General features: G+C 72.3%; 23 protein-coding genes. 8 read left to right on the forward strand and 15 right to left on the reverse strand.

The features are described 5' to 3' along the window. Position 1: 1 nt before the first annotated feature. The 5 genes from ACI2LY_RS03360 to ACI2LY_RS03380 form a co-directional block, all read right to left on the reverse strand. Complete coding sequence (locus ACI2LY_RS03360) at positions 2–715, reverse strand: FadR/GntR family transcriptional regulator (RefSeq protein ID WP_404705620.1); 714 nt, start codon at positions 713–715, stop codon at positions 2–4. 80 nt (positions 716–795) lie between these two features. Further along, positions 796–1,947 carry a galactonate dehydratase gene (gene dgoD / locus ACI2LY_RS03365; RefSeq protein ID WP_404705621.1) on the reverse strand — a complete coding sequence of 384 codons (1,152 nt, stop codon included), beginning with the start codon at positions 1,945–1,947 and terminating at the stop codon, positions 796–798. 32 nt (positions 1,948–1,979) lie between these two features. Further along, a complete protein-coding gene (locus ACI2LY_RS03370) occupies positions 1,980–2,591 on the reverse strand; it encodes a bifunctional 4-hydroxy-2-oxoglutarate aldolase/2-dehydro-3-deoxy-phosphogluconate aldolase (RefSeq protein WP_404705622.1) in 612 nt (203 codons plus the stop codon). Further along, complete coding sequence (locus tag ACI2LY_RS03375; protein ID WP_404705623.1) at positions 2,579–3,325, reverse strand: IclR family transcriptional regulator; 747 nt, start codon at positions 3,323–3,325, stop codon at positions 2,579–2,581. Before ACI2LY_RS03375 ends, ACI2LY_RS03370 begins: the two co-directional genes overlap by 13 nt. A 3-nt stretch (positions 3,326–3,328) precedes the next feature. Further along, positions 3,329–4,237, reverse strand: a complete 909-nt coding sequence (locus ACI2LY_RS03380; RefSeq protein WP_404705624.1) for a sugar kinase — start codon at positions 4,235–4,237, stop codon at positions 3,329–3,331. Between the two features lie 126 nt (positions 4,238–4,363). On the opposite strand from ACI2LY_RS03380, the gene ACI2LY_RS03385 reads away from it, so the two are divergent. Further along, complete coding sequence (locus ACI2LY_RS03385) at positions 4,364–5,713, forward strand: MFS transporter (protein WP_404705625.1); 1,350 nt, start codon at positions 4,364–4,366, stop codon at positions 5,711–5,713. On the opposite strand, the gene ACI2LY_RS03390 is transcribed toward ACI2LY_RS03385, so the two are convergent. Further along, positions 5,697–6,062 (reverse strand): STAS domain-containing protein, encoded by a 366-nt coding sequence (locus tag ACI2LY_RS03390; RefSeq protein WP_404705626.1) that lies wholly within the window; start codon positions 6,060–6,062, stop codon positions 5,697–5,699. The genes ACI2LY_RS03385 and ACI2LY_RS03390 overlap by 17 nt on opposite strands. A gap of 172 nt (positions 6,063–6,234) precedes the next feature. Between ACI2LY_RS03390 and ACI2LY_RS03395 the strand changes: the two genes are divergently transcribed. Together ACI2LY_RS03395 and ACI2LY_RS03400 are read left to right on the forward strand one after the other, a co-directional pair. Further along, entirely contained in the window at positions 6,235–7,713 is a 1,479-nt protein-coding gene (locus ACI2LY_RS03395) for a sugar porter family MFS transporter (protein ID WP_404705627.1), read from the forward strand. A gap of 51 nt (positions 7,714–7,764) precedes the next feature. Further along, positions 7,765–8,757, forward strand: a complete 993-nt coding sequence (locus ACI2LY_RS03400; RefSeq protein WP_404705628.1) for a helix-turn-helix transcriptional regulator — start codon at positions 7,765–7,767, stop codon at positions 8,755–8,757. Here the strand turns inward: ACI2LY_RS03400 and ACI2LY_RS03405 are convergent. The 7 genes from ACI2LY_RS03405 to ACI2LY_RS03435 all read right to left on the reverse strand — a co-directional run bounded on the left by ACI2LY_RS03405 (position 8,748) and on the right by ACI2LY_RS03435 (position 14,830). Further along, the gene (locus ACI2LY_RS03405; RefSeq protein WP_404705629.1) at positions 8,748–9,686 is read right to left on the reverse strand and encodes an SDR family oxidoreductase; all 939 of its coding nucleotides are present in this window, start codon (positions 9,684–9,686) and stop codon (positions 8,748–8,750) included. The genes ACI2LY_RS03400 and ACI2LY_RS03405 overlap by 10 nt on opposite strands. A 74-nt stretch (positions 9,687–9,760) precedes the next feature. Beyond that, positions 9,761–10,603, reverse strand: a complete 843-nt coding sequence (locus ACI2LY_RS03410) for an SDR family oxidoreductase (protein WP_404705630.1) — start codon at positions 10,601–10,603, stop codon at positions 9,761–9,763. A 63-nt stretch (positions 10,604–10,666) separates the two neighbouring features. Next, a complete protein-coding gene (locus ACI2LY_RS03415) occupies positions 10,667–11,563 on the reverse strand; it encodes a sucrase ferredoxin (protein WP_404705631.1) in 897 nt (298 codons plus the stop codon). Between the two features lie 7 nt (positions 11,564–11,570). After that, on the reverse strand, positions 11,571–12,776 hold the full coding sequence (locus tag ACI2LY_RS03420; RefSeq protein ID WP_404705632.1) for a cupin domain-containing protein: 1,206 nt from the start codon (positions 12,774–12,776) through the stop codon (positions 11,571–11,573). Next, positions 12,773–13,135, reverse strand: coding sequence for a BatC protein (locus tag ACI2LY_RS03425; RefSeq protein ID WP_393591147.1), 363 nt, complete (start codon positions 13,133–13,135; stop codon positions 12,773–12,775). Before ACI2LY_RS03425 ends, ACI2LY_RS03420 begins: the two co-directional genes overlap by 4 nt. Before the next feature lie 165 nt (positions 13,136–13,300). Beyond that, positions 13,301–13,888, reverse strand: coding sequence for a lytic transglycosylase domain-containing protein (locus tag ACI2LY_RS03430; protein WP_404705633.1), 588 nt, complete (start codon positions 13,886–13,888; stop codon positions 13,301–13,303). A 126-nt stretch (positions 13,889–14,014) separates the two neighbouring features. Continuing rightward, positions 14,015–14,830, reverse strand: a complete 816-nt coding sequence (locus ACI2LY_RS03435) for an SAM-dependent methyltransferase (protein WP_404705634.1) — start codon at positions 14,828–14,830, stop codon at positions 14,015–14,017. Positions 14,831–14,875: 45 nt separating this feature from the next. Here ACI2LY_RS03435 and ACI2LY_RS03440 point away from each other — a divergent pair, with 45 nt between their 5' ends. Further along, positions 14,876–16,309 carry a PP2C family protein-serine/threonine phosphatase gene (locus ACI2LY_RS03440; protein ID WP_404705635.1) on the forward strand — a complete coding sequence of 478 codons (1,434 nt, stop codon included), beginning with the start codon at positions 14,876–14,878 and terminating at the stop codon, positions 16,307–16,309. Between the two features lie 6 nt (positions 16,310–16,315). Here the strand turns inward: ACI2LY_RS03440 and ACI2LY_RS03445 are convergent, their stop codons facing one another. Next, positions 16,316–16,756 carry an ATP-binding protein gene (locus ACI2LY_RS03445; RefSeq protein WP_404705636.1) on the reverse strand — a complete coding sequence of 147 codons (441 nt, stop codon included), beginning with the start codon at positions 16,754–16,756 and terminating at the stop codon, positions 16,316–16,318. A gap of 162 nt (positions 16,757–16,918) precedes the next feature. Between ACI2LY_RS03445 and ACI2LY_RS03450 the strand changes: the two genes are divergently transcribed. Genes ACI2LY_RS03450 through ACI2LY_RS03460 form a run of 3 tightly spaced genes read left to right on the forward strand, consistent with a single transcriptional unit; the run spans position 16,919 to position 18,906 of the window. After that, the gene (locus ACI2LY_RS03450) at positions 16,919–17,797 is read left to right on the forward strand and encodes a helix-turn-helix domain-containing protein (protein ID WP_404705637.1); all 879 of its coding nucleotides are present in this window, start codon (positions 16,919–16,921) and stop codon (positions 17,795–17,797) included. After that, positions 17,794–18,051 (forward strand): DUF397 domain-containing protein, encoded by a 258-nt coding sequence (locus tag ACI2LY_RS03455; protein ID WP_389005716.1) that lies wholly within the window; start codon positions 17,794–17,796, stop codon positions 18,049–18,051. The genes ACI2LY_RS03450 and ACI2LY_RS03455 overlap by 4 nt, the downstream gene beginning before the upstream one ends. 48 nt (positions 18,052–18,099) lie before the next feature. Beyond that, positions 18,100–18,906 (forward strand): SAM-dependent methyltransferase, encoded by an 807-nt coding sequence (locus ACI2LY_RS03460; protein WP_404705638.1) that lies wholly within the window; start codon positions 18,100–18,102, stop codon positions 18,904–18,906. A gap of 91 nt (positions 18,907–18,997) precedes the next feature. Here the strand turns inward: ACI2LY_RS03460 and proP are convergent, their stop codons facing one another. Next, positions 18,998–20,494: a glycine betaine/L-proline transporter ProP gene (gene proP, locus ACI2LY_RS03465; RefSeq protein ID WP_404705639.1), complete on the reverse strand. Its 1,497-nt coding sequence runs from the start codon at positions 20,492–20,494 to the stop codon at positions 18,998–19,000. 187 nt (positions 20,495–20,681) lie between these two features. On the opposite strand from proP, the gene ACI2LY_RS03470 reads away from it, so the two are divergent. After that, entirely contained in the window at positions 20,682–22,190 is a 1,509-nt protein-coding gene (locus tag ACI2LY_RS03470; RefSeq protein WP_404705640.1) for an MFS transporter, read from the forward strand. Positions 22,191–22,199: the final 9 nt, after the last annotated feature.

A 22,199-nucleotide genomic window follows, 5' to 3' on the forward strand; every position in this document is an offset into this window, starting at 1 on the left:
GTCAGTTCACCGCTTCCGGGGCTTCGGTGGGGACACTGCGGGAGAGCAGTTCACGGGCGAGGTGTTCGGCGGCGTGGGCCTCGCGGGCGGCGATCAGCGTGCCGAGCCGCACATGGGCTTCCACGTCCAGGAGTTCGTCGGCGCGCAGGGCGTCGGGTGCCTCGGCGACCGGGAGCGCGCCGGTGACCAGGCTGTTGAAGGCCAGCAGGTAGGCGATGTTCCCGGAGCCCTCCACGATCAGCCGCCACCAGGCGACGTCCGCCTCGCCCAACTCGGCCAGATCCGGGCCCTGTACGGCGTACCGGCCCGCGCTCTCCATGATTCTCGAGGCGGCCTGGTCGGAGCAGCGCAGCGCGCACAGTCGGGCCGCGTCGGCACCGATGCAGACCCGCATCTCCAGTGCGTCGCGGGTGAGTTCGGCGATCGTGGGTCCGGTGTCGGCGGCGGCGAGCCCCAGGGCGAGGTCGAGTCCGGCGGTGCGCCGCCAGTCCAGGACGAGAGTGCGGCCGCCGTGGCTGACCTCGACCAGCCGGGCCTGCTGGAGCCGCTTCACGGCCTCGCGGACCGCGTGCCGGTTCACCCCGAACTCGGCGGCGAGGTCCCGTTCGGCGGTGAGCGGGGCGCCGGGCGGAAGGGCCCCGCCGAGAATCCGGTCGCGCAGTACGGCGTACAGCTGGTCGGAGACCGCCTCACGCCGTACGGGTAAGGGAGTCATGGCGAACAGAGTGGGTGACGGCCGGGCACTGGTCAACTGGTTGGACCAGATTGGCCGTCACACCTCTCACCGTGCCGGGCTCACCACTCCGCGAAGGAGCCGTCCGCGTGCCGCCACACCGGGTTGCGCCAACGGTGGCCGTTCTCGGCGGCCTTGGTGACGGCGGCCTCGTCGATCTCGATGCCGAGGCCGGGCGCGGTCAGCCGGGCCATGTGGCCGTCGGTGGTGTCGAAGTCGAAGACTGAGGTGTCGACCAGGTAGTCACCGAGGTCGGAGCCGACGTTGTAGTGGATGCCGAGGCTGGTCTCCTGGATGAACGCGTTCGGGCTGGCGAAGTCAACCTGGAGGCAGGCCGCGAGGGCGATGGGGCCCAGCGGGCAGTGCGGGGCGAGTCCGACGCCGTGCACCTCGGCCTGGGCCGCGATCCGGCGCACCTCGGAGATGCCGCCCGCGTGCGACAGGTCGGGCTGGGCGAGCGCGATGCCGGAGCGCAGGACCGGGTCGAAGTCCCAACGGGAGTAGAGGCGTTCGCCGGTGGCCACCGGGATGCTGGTGGAGGCCGTGAAGTCGCGGTACTGGGAGGTGAGTTCGGGGAGCAGCGGTTCCTCGATGAACATGGGCCGCAGCGGTTCCAGGGCGCGGGCGAGCTGCTTGGCGAGGGCGGGTGAGGTGCGGCCGTGGAAGTCGATGGCGACGTCCCCGTCCTCGCCCATCACCTCGCGGACGGAGGCGACGCGGGCGAGCACGGCGTCGATCTCGCGGGAGGTCTCCAGGTGCTTCAGGCGGCCGCCGACGTTCATCTTCACGGCGCGGTAGCCCTGTTCGAGGCGCCGCGCCGCGTGCTCGGCGGCCTCGCTGGGGTCGTCGCCGCCGATCCAGGAGTACATCCGCATCCGGTCCCGTACCGCGCCGCCGAGCAGATCGTGCACCGGGACGCCGTGGTGCTTGCCCTTGATGTCCCACAGCGCCTGGTCGATGCCGGACACGGCGGACGACAGGACGGGACCGCCGCGGTAGAAGCCGCCCTTGGTCATGACCTGCCAGTGGTCCTCGATACGCAGCGGGTCCTGGCCGATGAGGTAGTCGGAGAGTTCGTCGACGGCCGCGGCGACGGTGTGCGCGCGGCCCTCGACCACGGGCTCGCCCCAGCCGGTGATCCCCTCGTCCGTCTCGATCTTGAGGAAGAGCCAGCGGGGAGCGACGAGGTAGGTCGTGAGAGCGGTGATCTTCATGGTGCGGCGGCTCCTGTCTGCGTGCGGGTGGTTCAGGGCTTCAAGAGGTCGGCCAGTGAACGGAGTTGCTCCGGGTCTTCGAGCGCCGAGCCGACGGCGACGACCTTGGCGCCCGCCGCCAGGTACGCGGCCGCGTTCGACGCGTCGATGCCGCCGGTGGCGACGAACGGCACCTCGGGGAAGGGCCCGCGCATGGCGCGGAACCAGTCCGGGCCGAGCACGCTCGCCGGGAACGCCTTCAGCCAGTCCAGGCCCAGCGCCCGCGCGGCCTGGACATCGGTGGCCGTCGCCACACCGGGCAGATGCGGCAGCCCGGCGGCGACGCTGGCCCGCGCCACCTCGACGTCGAGCCCCGGCGCCACGGTGAAGGCGGCTCCGGCCGACACCGCCCACGCCAGCCGCTCCGCCGAGGTGACGGTGCCCGCGCCGACCGGCTTTCCGCGCTCGCCGCCCGCCGCCACGACGGCGGTGAGCACCTCCGCTGCCTCCCGGCTCTGCACCGGCACCTCGACGCACTCGATGCCCAGATCCCAGGCGCGGGAGGCCAGTTCGACGGACTTCTCCCGCGACATCCCGCGCAGGATCGCCATCACGGGCGCCTGCGCGAAGATCCGGTCGAAGGACAGGGGGTTCACGGTCGCCATCCCAGCTCCCTGGAGATCGTCTCTGCGGTGGTGATCAGCTCGGGCAGCACATCCCGCTCCAGGGCGGTGAGGTCCGCCTTCGCCTTGAGCGCGGTCACGGAGATCGCGGCGACCACCTCGCCACCGCTGTCCCGGACGGGTACGGCGACGCAGTTCACGTAGTCCTCGTACTCGCCGTCGTCCACGGCGAAGCCGCGGGCGCGGGTCTCGTCCAGCGCCTTCCGGTAGGCGACCGGGTCGGTGATCGTGGTGCCGGTGTGCGGGGCGAAGTCGCAGGTGGCGAGCAGGGCTTCGGCCGTGGGGCGCGGTACGTGGGCGAGGATCGCCTTGGCGACACCGGCGGTGTGCAGGGTCACGGGCCTACCGATCTGGGAGTACAGGCGCACCCCGTCCACCGGGTCGACCTTGTCGACGTAGACGATCCGGTCGCCCTCCAGCGCGGCCAGGTGCACGGTGTGTCCGCAGCGCTCCCCGAGGGCGCGCAGGTGCCCGGCCGCGATCTCCTTGAGCCCGAACTGCTCCAGGGCCAACTGGGCTAGCCCGGCGAGCCGATGGCCGACCGCGTACCGCCCGTCGGGCAGCCGTCGCGCGAGTCCGCCGTCGGTCAGCGACTCCAGGATGCGCAGCGCGGTCGACCGGTGTACGCCGAGGTGGTCGCCGACCTCGGTCTGGGTGCGGGGTCCGCGGGCGATGAACTCCAGGATGTCGATGGCCCGTCTCACCGTCTGTGACATGGCTCAGTTCCCTTCCAAGGTGTCGGCGGGCACATAGTCCTCGATGCTGCGCAGGGTGCGCCCGGCCAGGCGGTGGCCGAGGGCGAGCCGTTCGCGGGACGCCGATCCGCGCAGGAGACCGCTGAGGTATCCGGCGGCGAAGGCGTCTCCCGCGCCGACTTCCTCGATGACATCGACAGCAGGTGCGCGTACGAACTCCCGCTCACCGCCGCTGAATTCGGTGGCGCCGACCGCACCGTCCTTCACGACCAGCGTGCCGCGCGGCGCGAGGTGGGCGTGGATCTCCTCCGCCGTGGCGGTGCCCCACAGCCGCTCGCCCTCATCCCGGCCGACGAACACGACGTCGGCTCGCCGGGCCAGGTCGCGCAGCACCGTCCCCGCCTCATCGCGCGAACTCCACAGCGCGGGCCGGTGATTCACGTCGAACGACACCAACACCCCCGCCCTAGAGGCCCGTTCCATGAGCAGCTCCACCAGCTCCCTGCACCCCTCCGACAACGCGGGTGTGATCCCCGTCAGATGCAGCAGCCGAGCCCCGGCCAGGTCGACGCGCTCGGCGTCGGAAGGCCCCATCCGCGAGGCCGCCGAGCCACGCCGGTAGTAGTGCACACGGGTGCCCTGGGGGCCAGGGTCCTTGAAATAGACGCCCGTTGGCGCGTCCGGATCAACTCGGACCCCGCCGACATCCACCCCGCGCCCAGCGACCGCCGCGACGATCCGCCGCCCGAGCGGATCGTCCCCGACGCGGCTCACCCACGCGGCCCGATGCCCCAGGTCGGCCAGATACTGCGCGACCGTCGACTCGGCTCCCGCGACGGCGAGCCGCAACTCCCGGCTGTGTTCCAGCCCTTCGCCGTCGGCCGGGGTGACCTGCGCCATCGTCTCGCCGAGGCAGACCGTCGTACCGGTCATCGCCATCCCCTCCATTGACATGCGGCTGTGGCCGTGAAGAACATTAGCAGCCCTTGCGCAACAGGCGTGCGTATGTTGCAACACGCAGGGCGCACACGTCCCCGACCGATGGTGAAAGGGAGTGCGATGAGCCCGACGACGAGCGCATCCGCCCGCCAGGAATCCGCCCCGCGCCCGCCGCTGACCGCCCGGACGCGTCAGCGCAGAACGGCGGCCGCGAGCGTCGTAGGGTCGATCCTGGAGTGGTACGACTTCTTCCTCTTCGGCGCCTGTGCCGCGATCGTCTTCAACAAGATCTTCTTTCCGTCGATCTCGCCCTTCGCGGCCACCCTGGCCTCCTTCGCCACCTTCGGACTGGGCTTCGCGGTCCGCCCGATCGGCGGGCTGCTCCTCGCGCACCTCGGTGACCGGATAGGCCGTCGCCCGGTGCTGATCCTCACCGTCGTCCTGATGGGTGCGGGCACCCTCGCCATCGGCCTGCTGCCGACGTACCACCAGATCGGCATCTGGGCCCCGGTGCTGCTCGTGCTGTGCCGGATGATGCAGGGCTTCGGCGTCGGCGCCGAACTCGGTGGCGCGTACGTGATGTCGACGGAGGCCGCCCAGGAGCAGAAGCGCGGCTTCTACGGATCGCTGCCCGGCGCGGGCGAGTTCATCGGCGTCGTCATCGCCTCCGGCGCGGTCGCCGCCGTCTCCACGCTGCCCGAGGACGACTTCCTCAGCTGGGGCTGGCGCGTCCCGTTCCTGGCCAGTGCCCTGGTCGTGGTGATCGCGCTGCTGATCCGCAACGCGGCGCCGGAGACCGAGCAGTTCGAGGCCGCCCGCGACAGCGGCAGGCGCGAGAAGCTGCCCGTGCTCGCCGCGATCAAGGCCCGTCCCAAGGCGATCGCGCTGCTGATCGGTTCCGGCTGCGCCACGGCCATCGCCTCGTACGCGATCCAGGGCTATCTGCCGAGCTACCTCACCAACCAGCTCGGGCTGTCGTCCGGCACGGCCGTGCTCGGCATCACCATCGCCTCGGCCGTCTCGATCCTCACCATCCCGCTGGCGGGCGCGCTGTCCGACCGGGTGGGGCGCAAGCCGGTGATGATCGGCGGGGCGGTGGCCATCACGCTGTTCGCGTACCCGTTCTTCCTGATGGTGGACACGCGGGAGCCGTGGCTGATCTACACCGCGATCACCATCGCGTTCGCCCTCTTCCTCAACTCGATCTTCGCGGTCGCGGGCACCTTCTACGCCGAGTCGCTGCCCACCGAGGTCCGCTACAGCGGGCTGGTCTTCGTGCGCGAGATCAACGGCGTCATCTTCGCCGGGACCTCCCCCTTCATCGCCACCCTGCTGGTCGGCGCGGGCGGGGACCGGCCCTGGTACCTGGCCGCGTACATGGCGGCGGCCGGCCTCGCCAGCGCCCTGTGCACCTGGCGGCTGCCGGAGACCGCGCCGGTGCGCACCAAGGGCGCTACCCCGCGCGGGTGAGCCCGGCCTCGGCCGCCTCCGGGCTGGCGAAGGTGGGCAACACCGCGGCGGTGCCGGTGACTTCCAGCATGCGGTCCACGTACCGGTTGGTGCCTATCAGGCCGACCGGACGCTGCCGCCGGGTGGCGAGCAGGTGGTTGACGAGCAGGGAGTCGGCGAAGCTCAGGTGCCGGAGGTCGTACACGAGCGGGCCGGGGAAGAGCCGCAGGACGTCGGCGGTGGCGCGCTCGACGCGGTCGATGAAGGCCAGGTCGAGTTCGCCGCGCAGCTCCATCACCCACACCGAGCCCCGCTGCGCGGAGGCGGACACCCCCGTTCCGCCCCCGTCGTGCTGTTGCTGGGAGTACATGGACACGAGCATTCCGCATTGCTTGACCCATGACAACATTGCGTGTCCATGCGAACACGGCACGTCGCCAACTGGTATGGTCCGCCCCTTCCGTGCGCATCACCCGCTCTCATCAGGGCAGACGTTCCCCGTCCGGGCGCCGAGAGACCCGGATTCGAAGGAATGGATCACGGTGTCAGTGCAGAGCGTGGACGACCGCCGCCCCGGCGAGTCACACGAACGAGGGACAACCAGCAAGCCTCGCCGTACGGATCAGGCCAAAGCCGCAGTGGGCGGGCTGAACGGGCACATGCTGATGGCGGCCGTGGTGTCGGCCATCAGCGGTCTGCTGTACGGCTACGACACCGGCATCATCTCCGGCGCGCTGCTCCAGATCTCCGACGAGTTCCACATCGGCGGCACGATGAAGGAGACGATCGCGGCGGGCATCCTGCTCGGTGCCGTGATCGGCTCCCTGGTGTGCAGTCGGCTGTGCGAGCGTCTCGGGCGGCACCGCACCATCCTGCTGATCTGCGGGGTGTTCATCGTGGGCAGCCTGACCTGCGCCTTCGCCCCCAACGCGGTCGGTCTGGCGCTCGCCCGCGTGCTGCTCGGCTTCGCCGTCGGCGGCGCCACCCAGACCGTGCCGATGTATGTCGCCGAGCTGGCCCCCATGGCGATCCGGGGACGGCTGGTGCTCTGCTTCCAGCTCGCCATCGGCGTCGGCATCGTCATCGCCACGGTCGTCGGTGCCACCGAGGCCGTGTCCTGGCGGGTGGCGATCGGCGCGGCCGCCGTCCCCGCCCTGCTGATGCTGCTGGGCCAGCTGCGGCTGCCGGAGAGCCCGCGCTGGCTGATCCTGCGCCATGGGCGGACGGACCGGGCACGCGAGGTCCTGGAGGAGCTGCGGCCCGAGGGCTACGACGTGGACGCCGAGCTGGACGAGATCACGGGGCTGGCCAGGCAGCAGGAGGACACCGACCGTGCCGAGCGGGGCTGGCGCGGGCTGCGGCAGCCGTGGGTGCGCCCGGCGCTGATCGTGGGCTGCGGCATCGCGGCCTTCACCCAGCTGTCCGGCATCGAGATGATCATCTACTACGCGCCGACCATCCTCACCGACAACGGCTTCCCGCAGACCGACGCCCTGCGGATCAGCGTCGCGCTCGGCGTGGTCTACCTGGTGATGATGATCGTGGGCCTGTGGATCGTGGACAAGGTAGGCCGCCGCAGGCTCACCCTCATCATGGTGCCCGGCGCCGCGCTCAGCCTCTTCGCCCTCGGCGCCCTCTACGTCACCGGCCACGGCACCCGTGCCTACGTCCCGGCGATCGTGGGCTGCCTGCTGGCCTTCATGTTCTTCAACGCGGGCGGCCTCCAGCTGATGGGCTGGCTCACCGGCTCCGAGATCCACCCGCTGTCGGTCCGGTCGGCCGCCACCAGCGTCCAGTCGGCCACCCTGTGGAGCACCAACCTGCTGATCACCCTGACCCTGCTCACCATGATCAGCGCCTTCGGTGTGGGCCAGGTCTTCTGGATCTACGCCCTCTTCAACGTCGCCGCCTGGGTGTTCGTCCGGCTCAAGATGCCGGAGCTGACCGGGCGCAGCCTGGAGGACATCGAACGGCACCTCAAGGAGCGGAAGTTCCGGCCGCGGGACTTCGCCCGGTCGTGAGGCGGCGGGGGCGCCCCGGCCCGGGGCGCCCCCGTGCACGATGCTGGACCCATGCGCGCCGCCCGCCTGATCCGCATGGCCCTGCTCGTCCAGTCCAGCCCCGGCCTGACCGCCGACGCACTCGCCCGTGAACTGGACGTCTCCCGGCGTACCGTGATCCGCGACGCCCAGGCCCTCCAGGAGGCGGGCGTCCCCATCCGGGCCGAGCGCGGCCGCGCGGGCGGCTACCACCTGGCGCCGGGCCATCGCACGCGGCTCACCACCCTGCACCCCACCGAGGCCGAGACCCTCTACCTCTCCGGTCTGCCCTCCGCCCTGCGCGACCTCGGCCTCTCCGACGCGGCGGACACCGCCCGGCTGAAGCTCTCCGCCACCCTCCTCCCGTCGCTCCGCGCGGCGGCCGAGTCGTCGGTGCGCCGGTTCCACCTGGACGCCCCGGCCTGGTTCCGCGAACCGTCGACACCCGAGCTGCTGCCCGAGCTGGCCCGTGCCGTGTGGTCCGACCGCACCGTCCGGATCAGCTACGCGCGGCCGGGCCGGGACGACGCGGTGACCCGCCTGCTGGAGCCGTACGGGCTCGTCCTCAAAGCGGGCGTCTGGTACGTCGTGGGCCGGGTCCCGGACGCCTCCTGGCGCACATACCGCGTCGACCGGGTCACGGCCCTCTCCCCCACCGAGGGCGAACCCTTCGTCCGCGACCCCGGCTTCGACCTGACCGAGTACTGGCGGGCGAACGCGGCGGTGTTCGCCCGGACGCTGCTGCGGACGACGGCCACCCTGCGCCTGACCGAGCCCGGTCTGCATCGCCTCGCCGCCGTCGCGGACCCGGCCGGGGTCACCGAGGCGCTGGCGGCGGCGAGCGCGCCGGACCCCGACGGCCGGGTGACGGTCGAGCTGCCGGTGGAGTCGGAGGAGATCGCGTTCGCCCAGCTCAGCGAGTTGGGCGCGGAGGTGGAGGTACTGGCCCCGGACGGCCTGCGCGAGCGCTTCCGCGCGCACGCGCGAGCCCTCGCCGCGCTGTACGGCGTGACCGGTCAGCGGTAGTCGTCGGGGGTGCCCTCCTTGCGGCCGGACTTGACCTCCTCGAAGTACGCCCAGACGTCCGGTCGGCTGCCGTCGATGTCGGTGAGGTCGTAGGTCCGGGCGAGTTCGGCGCTGGAGGTGGACCTGCCGTTCCAGCGGGCGGCGCGGTCGGGGTCGGCGGCGAGGGCGGCGATGCCGCGGGCGAGGTAGGCGGGCGACTCGGCGGTGGCGAAGTCGGGTTCCTGGGCGGCCGCGTCCCGCCAGTTCTCCTCGGTCACGCCGAAGTGGCCGAGCATCTGCTCCGAGCGCAGGAAGCCGGGTGTGACGGCGACGGCCGTGCCGCCGTACTCCTCGAGTTCCTCGCCCAGGCCGAAGGCGATGCGGATGGGGGCGTTCTTGGCGAGGTCGTAGTAGAGGTTCTCCCGGTAGCGGCGGTTGAAGACCGCCGTGCCGTCGGTGACCTCCACGTGCAGCGGGGCGTCGGACCGGATCAGGAGCGGGAGGGCGAGCGCGGCGGTGATCACGTGCGAGCGCACGCCGAGTTCGAGGATGCGCAGGCCGTCCTCGAGGGGGGTCTCCCAGCTCTTCTTGCCGAAGACCGCGTTGACGAGGAGGTGTTCGCCGCCCCAGAGGTCGTTGACGAGGATGTCGAGCCGCCCCTGCTCGCGGTCGATCCGCTCGACGAGGGCGCGCACCTGGTCGGGGTCCAGATGGTCGGTGGGTACGGCGATCCCGGTGCCCCCGGCCGCCGTGACCAGCTCCGCCGTCTCCTCGATGGTCTCGGTGTCCCGGCCGACCTCACTGGTCCGCTCGCGGGTGGTGCGTCCGGTGACGTAGACGGTGGCTCCGGCCCGGCCGAGTTCGACGGCCATCGCCCGCCCGGCGCCCCGGGTGGCCCCGGCGACGAGTGCGATCCGGTCGGCGAGCTGAGTGCTGAGGTCTTGGGTCATGCTTCTACGGTGCACGCCAAAGGTGACAGTTCACGTCACCTTTCTTTTCGCGTCTTTCTTTTCGCGTCGCGTTTTCACGGGGCCTCCGTCTCGTCGCTGACCACCGAGAGGGCCGCGTCCCGCTGGCCGTCGTGTTCCGTCAGGCGGGCCATCAGGTCGGCGCGGACGTCGTGGTACGTGTCCGAGCCGAGGGGCAGCCGGAGCGGGGCCGCGCCGCTGTCGACCAGGTCGATCATGGCCTGGGCGATCTTCTCCGGGGCGTTGGGGAGGACGAAGGTGCCGTCGGTGAGGGCCTGCCGGATCTCACCGGCCGGGGTGGCGGCGTACTCCGGCATCGGTGGGGCGGTGTCCAGGGCGGTGCCGAAGCCGGTCGGGGTGGCGCCGGGTTCGACGATGGTGAGGGCGATGCCGAAGGGAGCGATCTCCTGGGCGGCCGTCTCGCAGAAGCCCTCGATGCCCCATTTGGAGGCGTGGTAGTAGGCGAAGCCGGGGTAGGTCGTCTGGCCGCCCGCAGTGGAGACCTGGAGGATGCGGCCGTGGCCCTGGGCGCGCAGGTGGGGCAGCGCGGCGCGGATGACGTGGATGGAGCCGAGCAGGTTGGTGTCGATCACCCGCCGGATCTGTTCGTCGGTGGCCTCCTCGACGGACGCGAAGACGCCGTACCCCGCGTTGTTGACGATGACGTCGATCTCGCCCAGGTCCGCGAAGGCGTCGGCCACGACCTGACCGACCTGGGCGGTGTCGGTGACGTCGAGCCGGGCGGTCCGCAGCCGGTCGCCGTGTTCGGCGCGCAGGTCGTCCAGGGCCTCGGGGCGGCGCAGGGTGGCCGCCACCCGGTCGCCGCGCGCGAGCAGCCGCTCGGTGAGGAGGCGGCCGAACCCGGACGAGGTGCCGGTGATGAACCAGGTTCTGGTCATGATGCTCCTTCCGGTAAGTCCCCCTCCAACGCTAGGAGTTGGCGTGCGCTCGAAGGCAAGGGGTCAGGCCGAGTGGATGGACCGCACCTCGTAGGCGACCGCGGGGCTCGGCACGGGGCCCCGGCAGGTCAGCCGGTAGGGGGCGGTGCGGTGGGCGTGCACCTCGATGTCGAAGGCGGTCGGGCGGGGGGCGTGGAGTTCGACGCGGATGCGCCAGTCGTCGCCGTCGCGGGCGGTCCCGGTGACCGTGTAGTCGTAGCGCCCGGCCGGGCCGAAGCGGGCGAGCAGGGCGGCGACGGCGACCTGCTGCGGCGGGGCGAGGTCGGTGTACCCGCGCAGGAAGTCCGGGTGGACGCGTCCGGCGAGGTGCTCCCCGACCACCTCCACGGCCGAGGTGGGGTCGAGAGCGCCGTAGTACGTCCCGTCGGGCACGACGACGACGTTGGCGGCGAACCGGTCCCCGCCCACATGGGTGCACTCCCAGACGAGGTTGGGCCAGCGCTCGCTGAGGGCCCGGGCCACGGGACGTCCGCGCACCGCGCAGCAGATGTCGTGCTGCCCGTGGACGCAGACCAGGACGACCGGCGGCTGGTCGAGCAGGCCCGGTGAGCGCAGGGCGTCGGCGATCTCCACGAGGTCCTGGTCGCCGGTCCAGCTGCCCCAGCGCTGGCGGCAGGCGCCCGACCGCTCGTAGTGCAGTACGGCCCAGCGGCCGGGCCCCTGGGGTCTGGGACGGGCGAGACGCCTGATCAGGAAGATCCGGGCCCGGACCGCGTGGGCGGCCGCCCAGACGTGGGCCTTGACCACCGGGTCGAAGTCGATGCCGTCGTAGCCGTTGGTGGGCCAGGCGCCCCGGTACTCGATCAGCACCCAGACCGTGCCGCGCGGCGCGGTGCCCGCGATGGAGTCACCGCGTATCCGGGCGGCGTCGGCGCAGAAGAACCGGTCTGTGGTGGTCACCGGGCCGCTACTGTCCGGCCGGTACCAGTACGCCCGCGCGCAGCAGCCGTCCGGCGAGTCCGAGCCCGAGGTCACCGGCGGTACGGACCTCGCCGTCGAGCAGGCGGGCGACCAGGGGCAGGTCGGCCGCGGGGAAGTCGAGCCAGCCGACCCGCGTCGTCAGGCGGGCGCCCTCCAGCCGTGCTGCCAGCGCGTCGCGCAGCCGTACGGGCGACTCGGGTCCGAGGGCGTCGACGGCGGCGAGCTGGGCCAGCGGCCCGAGCGGTGCCGGGCGGCCCTGGCCGCGCCGGGCGCGGTGGAACAGCGGTTCCGAGTCGGCGCCGGAGACGGCCTCGGTGAGGCGTTCGCGGACGTCGTCGAGCACCTGGGCCGTGGCGTCGGCGCCGAGCGGCAGGGAGGCGCGGGCCCAGGGGTCGTCGCGCAGCGCGGCGAGCGCGGCCTCGGCGAGCTGTTCTGCCAGCGCGTAGCGGGTCCAGACGTGGACGCCCAGGGTCAGGTGGATGGAGACCTCGCCCTTCGCCCGGGCGGCGTGCAGCCAGCCGCGCGGCAGGTAGAGGACGTCGCCGGGCTCCAGCACGGTGTCGATGTACGCGGGCCCCTCGGCGGCCTCGGCGACGGCATCCCGGCGGTCGGTCCAGGGCTGGTCCCGGAGCGGGTCCGGGTGGACGGGCTCGCGCACCAGCCAGCGTTTGCTGCCCTGGATCTGGACCACGAAGACATCGTGGACGTCGTAGTGGTCGTCGAAGCCCTGGCTCTGCGGCGGGGTGATGTAGGCGTTGGCCTGCACCGGGTGCCCCAGTTCGGCGCTCAGCCCGGCGCACAGCTCCCCGACGGGCCCCCAGGTGCGCTGGAGCGCCTGGAGGACGAGCGTGGCGCCGTCCGCGAACAGCCGCCACAGGGCGGTGTCGTCGAGCTGGTCGGAGATGGTGGCGCCGACCCCGCCGGGCGAGGTGTAGGACGACTCCGGGAGCACGGTGCCGTTCTTGGCGACCCGGAGGAAGGGCGTGCGCAGGCCCCGGCGCGAGAGGAGTTCGTCCACCGCGTCGGCGTCGAACACGTCGGAGAAGTCGCTCGCGCGGCGGGTGAGCAGCGCGGTGCGCGACCAGACGTCCCGCGCGAAGTCGTCCAGGCCGAGGTCGGTCAGGCGGCGCTCCAGCGTCCCGGCACCCGCGAGGGCGCCGGGATCACGGGAGCCGTCGGCCGGGCTGGTCAAGCCCCGCCGTCCGCGCCGCCGTCGGCACCGCCGTCGTGGACACCGGGGACACCGGCCGCGCCGCCGTCGGCAGGACCCTCGGCGCCTTCGTCGGCACCGTGGTCGGCGCCATGGTCCGCGCCGTGGTCCGCGCTGCCGTCGGCTCCGCCGTCGTGGACGCCGGGGACACCGGCCGCGCCGCCGTCTCCGGGACCCTCGGCGCCGCCGTCGGCTCCGCCGTCGTGGACGCCGGGAACGCCCGCCGCCCCGCCGTCCGCGGGACCCTCGGCGCTGCCGTCCGCTCCGCCGTCGTGCACGCCGGGCTCGCCGGCCGCTCCGCCGTCCGCGGGGCCCTCGTGCTGGTGATCGGAAGTAGCCACAGTTCCTCCTCGCCGTCGCCGTGGTGGACCCCGCCGCCCGGTCGAGAAGGCCGGGCGGACCCTCCGGCCGTGCGCGGGCACGTCGGCTGGGCCTCTCCGACTACCGTCACCCAGAAACCGGCCGCCTGCATCCGGTGGGCCGCGGCGGGCGGCCGGAGCGGCGGTTCAGCCCGCCACGGCGTCCGTGTCGCGCGGCCTGCCGCCCTCCGCCAGCGCGTCGGCGGCGCGGCCGCGGCAGTCGCGGTAGCGCCGCAGGTACGACCGTGCCATGGGGCCCGGCGGCACGCCCCGGGCGAAGGCCCGCATGTTCCGTTCGCCCGCGTTGTAGCCGAGGGCGAGGAGTTCGTCGCGGGTGTAGCGGCGCCCGTGGCGCGCGGGCAGGGCCCGGTCGAGGTCCCGCAGGTGCAGGGCGGCGACGCGGAGGGCGAACGCGGGGTCGTCGCGCAGGTCCTGGAACCGCCCGGACAGACCGTAGGCGCGCCGGACCGACTCGAAGGCGGCGCGGTGCATGTTGGCCACCCCGAAGGACGCGCCGGGCTTCCACCACTGCCAGAGCCGTTCGAGGAGCGGGTGGTGCGGTTTGTACGCCTCGTTGTGCAGCACGGTCATCAGCAGCACCGGCGACACCCCGGCCGCCTCGGCGGCCCGGGCCACGGTCCCGGCGTAGTCGGCCGGGTCGTAGCCGCCGGGCAGCAGCGGCGGTGTCGGGGCGTGGCCGGTCCCGTCCGGCGCCGGAGTCGGTCTTCTGTCCATGAGCACGGCCTCTCCCTGCCACCAGCCGGACGGCGGAACGCCCGCCGTCCTCTGGCCCCAGGTGCCCGTGTGCCCCGGCCTCAATCCTGCCGGTCCCCTGCTTGGCGCAGGCGCGGCCGACCCCGGCTACTTGGCGGTGGCGCGGCCGACCCCGGCGTACACCCAGTACTCGGTCGGGTTGTCCGGCAGGGGTTCGGCCGGGTCCGGGCGCCACAGCGGGACGTGGACCAGGCCGGGCTCCACGAGGTCGAAGCCGGAGAAGAGGCCGAGGATCTCGTCGTGCGAGCGGGCGGTCACCGGGGAGGTGGCGCGGGACCGGTACAGCTGCCCCACGGCGGCGGCGGTGTCGGGGCGGTCCTGGTTGGTCGCGTGGGACATGGCCAGCCAGCTGCCCTCGGGCAGGGCGTCCCGGAAGGTGCCCACGATGCGGTCCGGGTCCTCCTCGGGCGTGATGAAGTGCAGGATCGCGTTCATCAGTACGGCGACGGGCCGCTCGAAGTCGATCAGCTTGCGCAGCTGGGGGGAGTCGAGGATGTCGCCCGGCCTGCGGATGTCGCCGTCGACGATGTCGGCGTGCGGGTTGTCGGCGAGCAGGGACGCGCTGTGCGCCACGGCGACGGGGTCGTTGTCGACGTACACCACGCGGGCGTCCGGGTCGGCGGCCTGGGCCACCTCGTGGACGTTGCCCTGGGTGGGGATGCCCGAGCCGAGGTCGATGAACTGCCGCACCCCCGAGTCGACCAGGAAGCGCACCGCCCGGCCGAGGAAGTCCCGGTTGGCGCGGGCCAGGGTGCGCACCTGGGGGTCGATGGCGGTGAAGGCGGCCACCGCCTCCCGGTCGATGGCGAAGTTGTGCTGTCCGCCCAGCATGGCGTCGTACATCCGGGCCACGCTCGCCTTGTCAGGCTCTGTCCCGGAACCTGGAACCACGCTGTCCGACATGGCAACTTCCTTTCCACACATGCGACTTGACGACGCATCATATAGTTGCCCCGAACGACGAGCGACGCGCTCCGCCCCTTTGGCCGCGCGGTCGCCGTCCTCGCCCCCCGGAAAGGCACGACTCTGCGGAACGACCCGTGCGGCCGCACCGACGAACCGCCCGCCGCCCGGCCCTCGCCGCGCCGGCCGCTGCTCTCCCCTGCCGCCGACGCGATCGGCTCGGCGCTCGATCTGCCGCTCACCGGCAGCCAGTTCACCCACGCGCTGACGCCCGCCTTCGCCGACGCGGCGTCGGTGTACCTGCTGGAGCGGTGGCGCCGGGGGGAGAACGCGGGCGTGGCTCCGGACCCGCCGCGCATCGAGGCGCACCGGCTGGCCCTGCGGGTGGGGGCGGACGCGCGGGAGGACTGGGAGAAGCTGCTGCCGGTCGGCGAGGTGATCGTCTTCCCCCGCGGGACGCCGTACGCCCGCGCGATGTCCTCCGGGCAGGCACAGTTGCTGGACTCGGTGGACCCGCACACCTCCGCGCGGCTGCTCGCCTCCGGCAACGGGGACGCGCGGATGGACGAGCTGCTGCGGACGGCGTCGTTCCTCGTCGTGCCACTGCGGCTGCGGGACGTCACGATCGGCTTCGTCGCGTGCACGCGGGGGCCGGACCGGGAGCCGTTCACCTCCGCCGAGGTGGCGGCCGTGGAGGCGCTGGCGGCACGGGCCTCGGTGGCCCTGGACAACGCCCGGCGCTACGCGCACGAGCGGCGCACCACGCTCGCCATCCGGGGCAGCCTGCCGTCCGGCGCGCTCCAGCTCTTCGAGGGCTGCCGGGTCGGCCACGGCTCGCTCCCGGCCGGGCCGGACACGGTCATAGGGGGCGACTGGTTCGACGTGCTGCGGCGGCCCGACGGACGGATCAGCCTGATCGTGGGCGACGCCATGGGCCACGGCCCGGAGTCCGCCGTCGCCATGCTGCAACTGCGCACCGCTGTACGGGCGTTCGCCGGTTTCGACATCCCGGCGGTCGATCTCGTACGGCGGCTCGACGCGCTCGCCTGTGACACGCCCGGTGCCTCCTTCGCCACCTGCGTCTACGCCGAGTGGTCGCCCGGGGAGCGCACCTGCACCGTCGTGAGCGCCGGTCATCCGCCGCCGTTGCTGCGCGGCCCGGACGGCAAGACCGTGCCGGTCCCGCTGACCGAGCCCGGACTGCCCCTGGGGCTGGGCACGGGCCACTACGAGGCGACCGTGTTCGCCGTGCCGGAGCCCGCGCTGCTGGTGCTCTACAGCGACGGTCTGGTCGAGTCCCGCGACGCCGACATAGACCACCAGATAGCCCGCCTGGCCGACGCCCTGGACACGGCCGCAGCCGAGCCGGGGACCGATCTGCCCGCACTGTGCGAGCAGCTGCTGAACGCGCCCTCGGGCACGGGCGGCGCGGACGACCGGACGTTGCTGCTGGCCGAACTGACGCCCGCGGCGGACTGACGCGGGTCAGCAGGCCAGCGTCGCCCACACCGCGTTGCCGCTGGTGAGCCGGGACCGGTCCACGCCCCAGCGGTCGGCGAGCTGTTCGACGAGCAGGAGTCCCCGCCCGCCCTCGTCGTCCGGTCCGGGTTCGCGCCGGGAGAGGCCCTGCCCGGAGTAGTCGTGGTCGTGCACCTCGATGCGCAGACGGCCGGGGGATAAAAGGCCGATGCCGCACAGGATGCGCACGCTGGAGGTGTGCAGGACGGCGTTGGTGGCGAGTTCGGACACGAGGAGCACGGCGTCCGCGCGCAGCTCTGCGGGCAGTGGCCACCCGGTCAGCCGGTCCCGCATGGAGCGGCGCGCGATCCGGACGCTGGAGTGGTGCGATCGCAAAGTGATCCAGTGGGTCTGGTCCGGGTCCGCTACGTCCAACAGGTCCGGTGACGAGGTCGTGGTGGGGGTCACGATGATTGCCTTCCGTGAGGCGGTCACTCAAGTAACTATGCTCGCAACCGAGTTCAGGCTGCAACCAACTCCCTGATAATTACAGAGAGCCGCTATCCGTCTGGTGACTTCACCAACTCCCTGTCACACTCTTACGAGTGACAGCCCATCAGGAGGTAGGGCGTGAACGAAGGCCGTTCGAGCGCGGGCAGCACCACGAGTGCGCCCACCGTGCTCCGCATGGTCCTGGGCCGGAGGCTCCAGGAGCGGCGCCAGGAGGCGGGCGTCTCGCTGGAGGACGCGGCGCGGGCGCTCAGGGTCACGGCCCTGACCATCCGCAGGCTGGAGAAGGCGGAGGTGGCGCTCAAGCCCCTCTACGTGGAGAAGCTGCTCGAGACCTATGGCGCCGACCGGCAGGAGCGGGACGAGTTCGTCGCCTTCGCCGAGCGGGCCAACGCACCTGGCTGGTGGCACGCCTACCGCGACGTGGTGCCGGGCTGGTTCAGCGCGTACGTGAGCCTGGAGACCGGGGCGAAGACCCTGCGCACCTACGAGCCGCACTACGTGACGGGTCTGCTCCAGACCCACGCGTACGCGCGCGCCGTGCTCACGGGCGGCTTCCCGAACGACGGTGACGAGGACCTGGCGCGCCGGGTGGACCTGCGGCTGCGCCGCAGCGCCCTGCTGGAGCGTGCCGACTCGCCGACGCTGTGGGTCGTGATGGAGGAGGCCGTCCTGCACCGGGTGGTGGGCGGTCCCGAGGTGATGCGGGAGCAGATCGACCGGCTGCTGGAGCTCTCGGAGCTGGAGCACGTCAGCGTCGACGTGGTGCCGTTCGCCGCCGGTGCCCATGTGGGGGCGTGCGCGCCGTTCACGTACTTCCGGTTCGAGGAGCCGGAGCTGCCGGACATCGTCTACAGCGAGATCCTCTCCGGCGCGATGTACCTGGACCAGCGCTCCGACGTGGTCGCCCATCTGGAGGCGCACAACCGGATGTCCCTGCTGTCCTCCGACGCGCAGAGCAGGGCGCTGCTGAACCGCATGCGCAAGGAGTACTCATGACCACCATCGACGACCGCGGCCACGCCTACAACGGGATGCCCGCCTCCGACCTGGGCGAGCAGGGGTGGGAATCCCCCTGGAGCGGCCCGAACGGCGGCCAGTGCGTGCAGACCAAGCAGCTCGCCGACGGCCGGGTGGCGCTGCGCCAGTCGACCGACCCCGCCGGACCCGCGCTGATCTACACCCCGGAGGAGATCACCGCGTTCGTCGCGGGGGTCAAGCGGGGCCTCGCCGACCATCTGACCAACGGCTGACTCCTCCCCCATGCTTCTCCCCCCACGCACACACCGAAAAGGGACAGGATGACCAACTCACACGCGGCGCGGGACATCGACACGAGCAGGCCCCACTCCGCCCGGATGTACGACTACTACCTGGGCGGCAAGGACCACTTCGAGATAGACGAGCACGCCGCCGAGTCGGTGGCGTCGGCCTATCCCGGCATCTTCGTGTGCGCCCGCGAGAACCGCGCCTTCATGCACCGCGCCACCCGCGTCCTCGCCCGGGAGCACGGCATCCGGCAGTGGCTGGACATCGGCACCGGCATCCCCACCGAGCCGAACCTGCACCAGGTGGCCCAGTCGGTGGTGGCCGACGCGCGGGTGGTGTACGCCGACAACGACCCGCTGGTCCTCAAGTACGCCGAGCGCCTGATGCGCAGCACCGCCGAGGGCCGTACCGCGTACATAGAGGCGGACGTCAACGACCCGCAGTCGCTGCTGGACGCCCCCGAGCTGGCCGACGTGCTGGACATGGAGCGGCCGGTCGCGCTGTCCCTGAACGCCCTGATGCACTTCGTGCCGGACGACCGGGACCCGTACGGCATCGTCAGCCGCCTGCTGGACGTGCTCCCGTCGGGCAGCGCGCTCGCCCTGAGCCACTGCACGCCCGACTTCGACGCGCCCACCTGGCAGAAGGTCACCGACATCTACAACGGTGCCGGGACCCCGGTGCAGTTCCGCTCCCGCGCGGACGTGGCGCGGTTCTTCGACGGGCTGGAACTGCTCGAGCCCGGCGTCTCGGTGGGCCACCGCTGGCGCCCGGACACCGAACCGACCGCCACCGACGCGGAGGTCAGCCTGTGGACCGCGGTGGGCATCAAGCCGTAGCGCCCGCGACCCGGAAGAGTGCCGGAGACGCCGGAACGCCCCCGTGCCGCGTCGGCCGGGGGCGTTCCGTCGTACGGCGGACCGTGGCGGGTCAGAACCTGGGCGCGGGGGCCTGGGCCTGGACGATCTCCGCGGCCTCCTGCTCCGTCTCCACGGCCGGAGGCGAGCCCGCGAGCGGCTTGTTGGCCGTCTCCTTCATGCACAGCACCGCGATGACACCGACCACCGCGGCCGCGGTGGCGTAGTAGGCGGGCATGAGGTTGGTGTGGAAGACGCTGATCAGGTAGGTGATCACCAGCGGGGTCGTGCCGCCGAAGATCGAGGTGGCGAGGTTGTAGGCCACCGACAGGGAGCCGTAGCGCACCTGGGTCGGGAAGATCGCCGGGAGCGCCGCCGACATCGTGCCGAGCATCGCCACCAGGGAGAGCCCCATCATCAGCAGGCCCAGGGTGATGAGGACGACGCTGCCCTGCCGGATGAGCAGGAAGGCGGGCACCGACAGGAAGAGGAACCCGAGCATCCCCGCCATCAGCAGCGGCTTGCGCCCGAAGCGGTCCGAGAGCCGCCCGACCTGGCTGATGACACCCATCTGGAGCACCATCACCAGCAGCAGGATCAGCAGCCCGTGGTTGGTGGGGTAGCCCAGCTCGTCCGACAGATAGGTCGGCATGTACGACAGCAGCATGTAGTCGGTGATGTTGTACGCCGCGACGAGCGCGAGGCACAGCACCAGCGGCCGCCAGTACCGGGTGAAGATCTTGCCGAGGTCGGCGGCGGCCGAGGTCTCCACCGCGTCGGCGGCGTCGGTCGCCCGGACGTTGCCGCCCTCCAGCTTCTGGAAGGCGGGCGTCTCGTCGAGCTTGAGCCGCAGATAGAGGCCGATGAAGCCGAGCGGCGCCGCGACCAGGAACGGGATGCGCCAGCCCCAGTGCAGCATCTGGTCGTCGCTGAAGACGCTGCTCAGGATGACGACCAGGCCGGAGGCGCCGACGTATCCGGCGAGCGTGCCGAACTCCAGGAAGCTGCCGAAGAACCCGCGTCGCTTGTCCGGGGCGTACTCCGCGATGAAGGTGGAGGCGCCGCCGTACTCGCCGCCGGTGGAGAAGCCCTGGATCAGCCGGAAGAGGATCAGCAGGGCCGGGGCCCACAGGCCGATGGCGGCGTGCGAGGGGATCAGCCCGATGGCGAAGGTGCCCACGGCCATCATGATCATGGTCATGGACAGGACGCGCTTACGGCCGATCTTGTCGCCGAGCGGCCCGAAGACCATGCCGCCCAGCGGACGCACCAGGAACGCGACGGCGAAGGTGGCGAAGGAGCTGAGCAGCTGCACCGTGTCGCTGCCCGAGGGGAAGAACACCTTGCCGAGGGTGGCGGCGAGATAGCTGTAGATGCCGAAGTCGTACCACTCCATGGCGTTGCCGAGGGCGGCCGCCTTGGTGGCGCGCTTCACGGCGGCCTGGTCGGTGACGGTGATGTCGCTGCGGCGCAGCTTGGGGTTGCGCCGTCGCTCGATCGCACGGAACAGCACACGGTGGCGTCTGACCGCGCCGGGGTCCACCGGATCTTCGTTGTCGAGGGCCGCCATGGGTGTTCCTTTCGCCGTACACGTTTTCAAGCAGAACACCTGCACCGTCAGCGCGTGCTCAAACGATCCTCTTCACTGTGCGCCTGCCCTGCTACCGAGGGTGATCGAAAAGCGGCCGTACGAGTGCCGGGCGGCGGGGCGGGGAACCCGGTGCCGGGTGTGGTGTCCCCCGGCGAGAGGAGTCCTGGTGACTCGGTCGGCATCGACGACGGGCGGCGGGCGCCCGGCCGCCCCGGCGGACGGCTACGAACCGGACCCGCGCCGGTGGCGGGCCCTGTGGGTGACCCTGGTCGCCGGTTTCATGAGCCTGCTGGACGTGACGATCGTCGCGGTGGCGCTGCCCACCATCCAGCGGGATCTGCACGCCACCCCGGCCGAGGTGCAGTGGGTGGTGTCCGGGTACGCCCTGACCTTCGCGCTCGCCCTGGTCACCGCCGGGCGGCTGGGTGACGCGCTGGACCGGCGCCGTATCTTCCTGCTGGCGCTCAGCGGGTTCGTGGTCTTCAGCGCGGCCTGCGGCGCGGCGCCGGACATCACCCTGCTGGTGCTGGCCCGGCTCTGCCAGGGGCTGGCCGCGGGGTGCATGGCCCCGCAGAACTCGGCGCTGATCCAGCAGATGTTCCGGGGCGCGGAGCGCGGCCGTGCCTTCGGCTTCTTCGGCGCGACCGTCGGCATCTCCTCCGCGATCGGCCCGATCACCGGTGGCACCATCCTCGCCCTGGCCTCCGGCGAGCAGGGCTGGCGGTGGATCTTCTACGTCAACGTCCCCATCGGACTGCTCGCCGTCCTGCTGGGCCGCCGTCTGCTGCCCCGCGTCCAGCGGTCGGGGCGGGGGCGGGTGGACGTGGTGGGCGTGGCGCTGCTCGGGGCCGGGGTGCTGGCGCTGATGTATCCGCTGGTCCAGGCGGACTCCGGCGGGATCGGGCGGCTGTGGTGGCTGTTCCCGGCCGCCGCCGTGCTGCTGGTCGGCTTCGTGCTGTGGCAGCGGCGCCTGGTCGCCCGGGACGCGCAGCCGCTGCTCGATCCCCGGTTGTTCACCTCGGTGCGCGGCTACGCGGTCGGCGCGGGGGTGGGCACGCTGTATTTCATCGGCTTCAGCGGGGTGTGGCTGGTGTTCGCGCTGTTCTATCAACACGGTCTCGGCTACTCGCCGCTGATGTCGGGCCTCGCCGTGACCGCCTTCGCCCTCGGTTCGGCGAGCGCGGCCGTGCTGGCGGGGCGGCTGGTGGAGCGGTTCGGGCGGGTGCTGACGGTGTGCGGTCTGGCGGGCGTGATCGCGGGGCTCGGCGGTACCGCGCTGCTGCTGCGGTTCGCGCCGCTCGGGATCGCGCCCTGGGTGGCCGCGCCGGTGCTGTTCCTCGGCGGGATCGGCAGCGGCTTCGTGGTCTCGCCCAACATCACCATGACCCTGCGCGATGTGCCGGTGCGCATGGCGGGCGCGGCCGGGGGTGCGCTGCAGACCGGGCAGCGCCTGGGTGCCGCGGTGGGTACGGCGGCGCTGCCCGGTCTGTTCTACGTGGTGTTCGGCAGGAGCGGCGACTACCGCACCGCGCTCGTCGCCGCGCTGGCCGCCGCCCTGCTCGGGATGGCCGCCTCGCTGGCGCTCGCCGCGTTCGACTGGCGGCGCGACCGGCGTTCCCGGCACGGCTGTCCGGACGAGGTGGCCCACAGCCCGGTGCACGCCCGGCACACCTGACCGGCGGCG

It is taken from the genome of Streptomyces sp. NPDC002176 (genome assembly GCF_044903645.1).
Lineage (GTDB): Bacteria > Actinomycetota > Actinomycetes > Streptomycetales > Streptomycetaceae > Streptomyces.

Coding starts and splice junctions, on each gene's coding strand:
- ACI2LY_RS03370 (WP_404705622.1), bottom strand. CDS start 2,591: ATGGCGACCGTGAACCCCCTGTCCTTCGACCGGATCTTCGCGCAGGCG.
- ACI2LY_RS03435 (WP_404705634.1), bottom strand. CDS start 14,830: ATGTCGGACAGCGTGGTTCCAGGTTCCGGGACAGAGCCTGACAAGGCG.
- ACI2LY_RS03380 (WP_404705624.1), bottom strand. CDS start 4,237: ATGACCGGTACGACGGTCTGCCTCGGCGAGACGATGGCGCAGGTCACC.
- ACI2LY_RS03460 (WP_404705638.1), top strand. CDS start 18,100: ATGACCAACTCACACGCGGCGCGGGACATCGACACGAGCAGGCCCCAC.
- ACI2LY_RS03375 (WP_404705623.1), bottom strand. CDS start 3,325: ATGTCACAGACGGTGAGACGGGCCATCGACATCCTGGAGTTCATCGCC.
- ACI2LY_RS03400 (WP_404705628.1), top strand. CDS start 7,765: ATGCGCGCCGCCCGCCTGATCCGCATGGCCCTGCTCGTCCAGTCCAGC.
- ACI2LY_RS03430 (WP_404705633.1), bottom strand. CDS start 13,888: ATGGACAGAAGACCGACTCCGGCGCCGGACGGGACCGGCCACGCCCCG.
- ACI2LY_RS03405 (WP_404705629.1), bottom strand. CDS start 9,686: ATGACCCAAGACCTCAGCACTCAGCTCGCCGACCGGATCGCACTCGTC.
- dgoD (WP_404705621.1), bottom strand. CDS start 1,947: ATGAAGATCACCGCTCTCACGACCTACCTCGTCGCTCCCCGCTGGCTC.
- ACI2LY_RS03410 (WP_404705630.1), bottom strand. CDS start 10,603: ATGACCAGAACCTGGTTCATCACCGGCACCTCGTCCGGGTTCGGCCGC.
- proP (WP_404705639.1), bottom strand. CDS start 20,494: ATGGCGGCCCTCGACAACGAAGATCCGGTGGACCCCGGCGCGGTCAGA.
- ACI2LY_RS03455 (WP_389005716.1), top strand. CDS start 17,794: ATGACCACCATCGACGACCGCGGCCACGCCTACAACGGGATGCCCGCC.
- ACI2LY_RS03360 (WP_404705620.1), bottom strand. CDS start 715: ATGACTCCCTTACCCGTACGGCGTGAGGCGGTCTCCGACCAGCTGTAC.
- ACI2LY_RS03385 (WP_404705625.1), top strand. CDS start 4,364: ATGAGCCCGACGACGAGCGCATCCGCCCGCCAGGAATCCGCCCCGCGC.
- ACI2LY_RS03390 (WP_404705626.1), bottom strand. CDS start 6,062: ATGTACTCCCAGCAACAGCACGACGGGGGCGGAACGGGGGTGTCCGCC.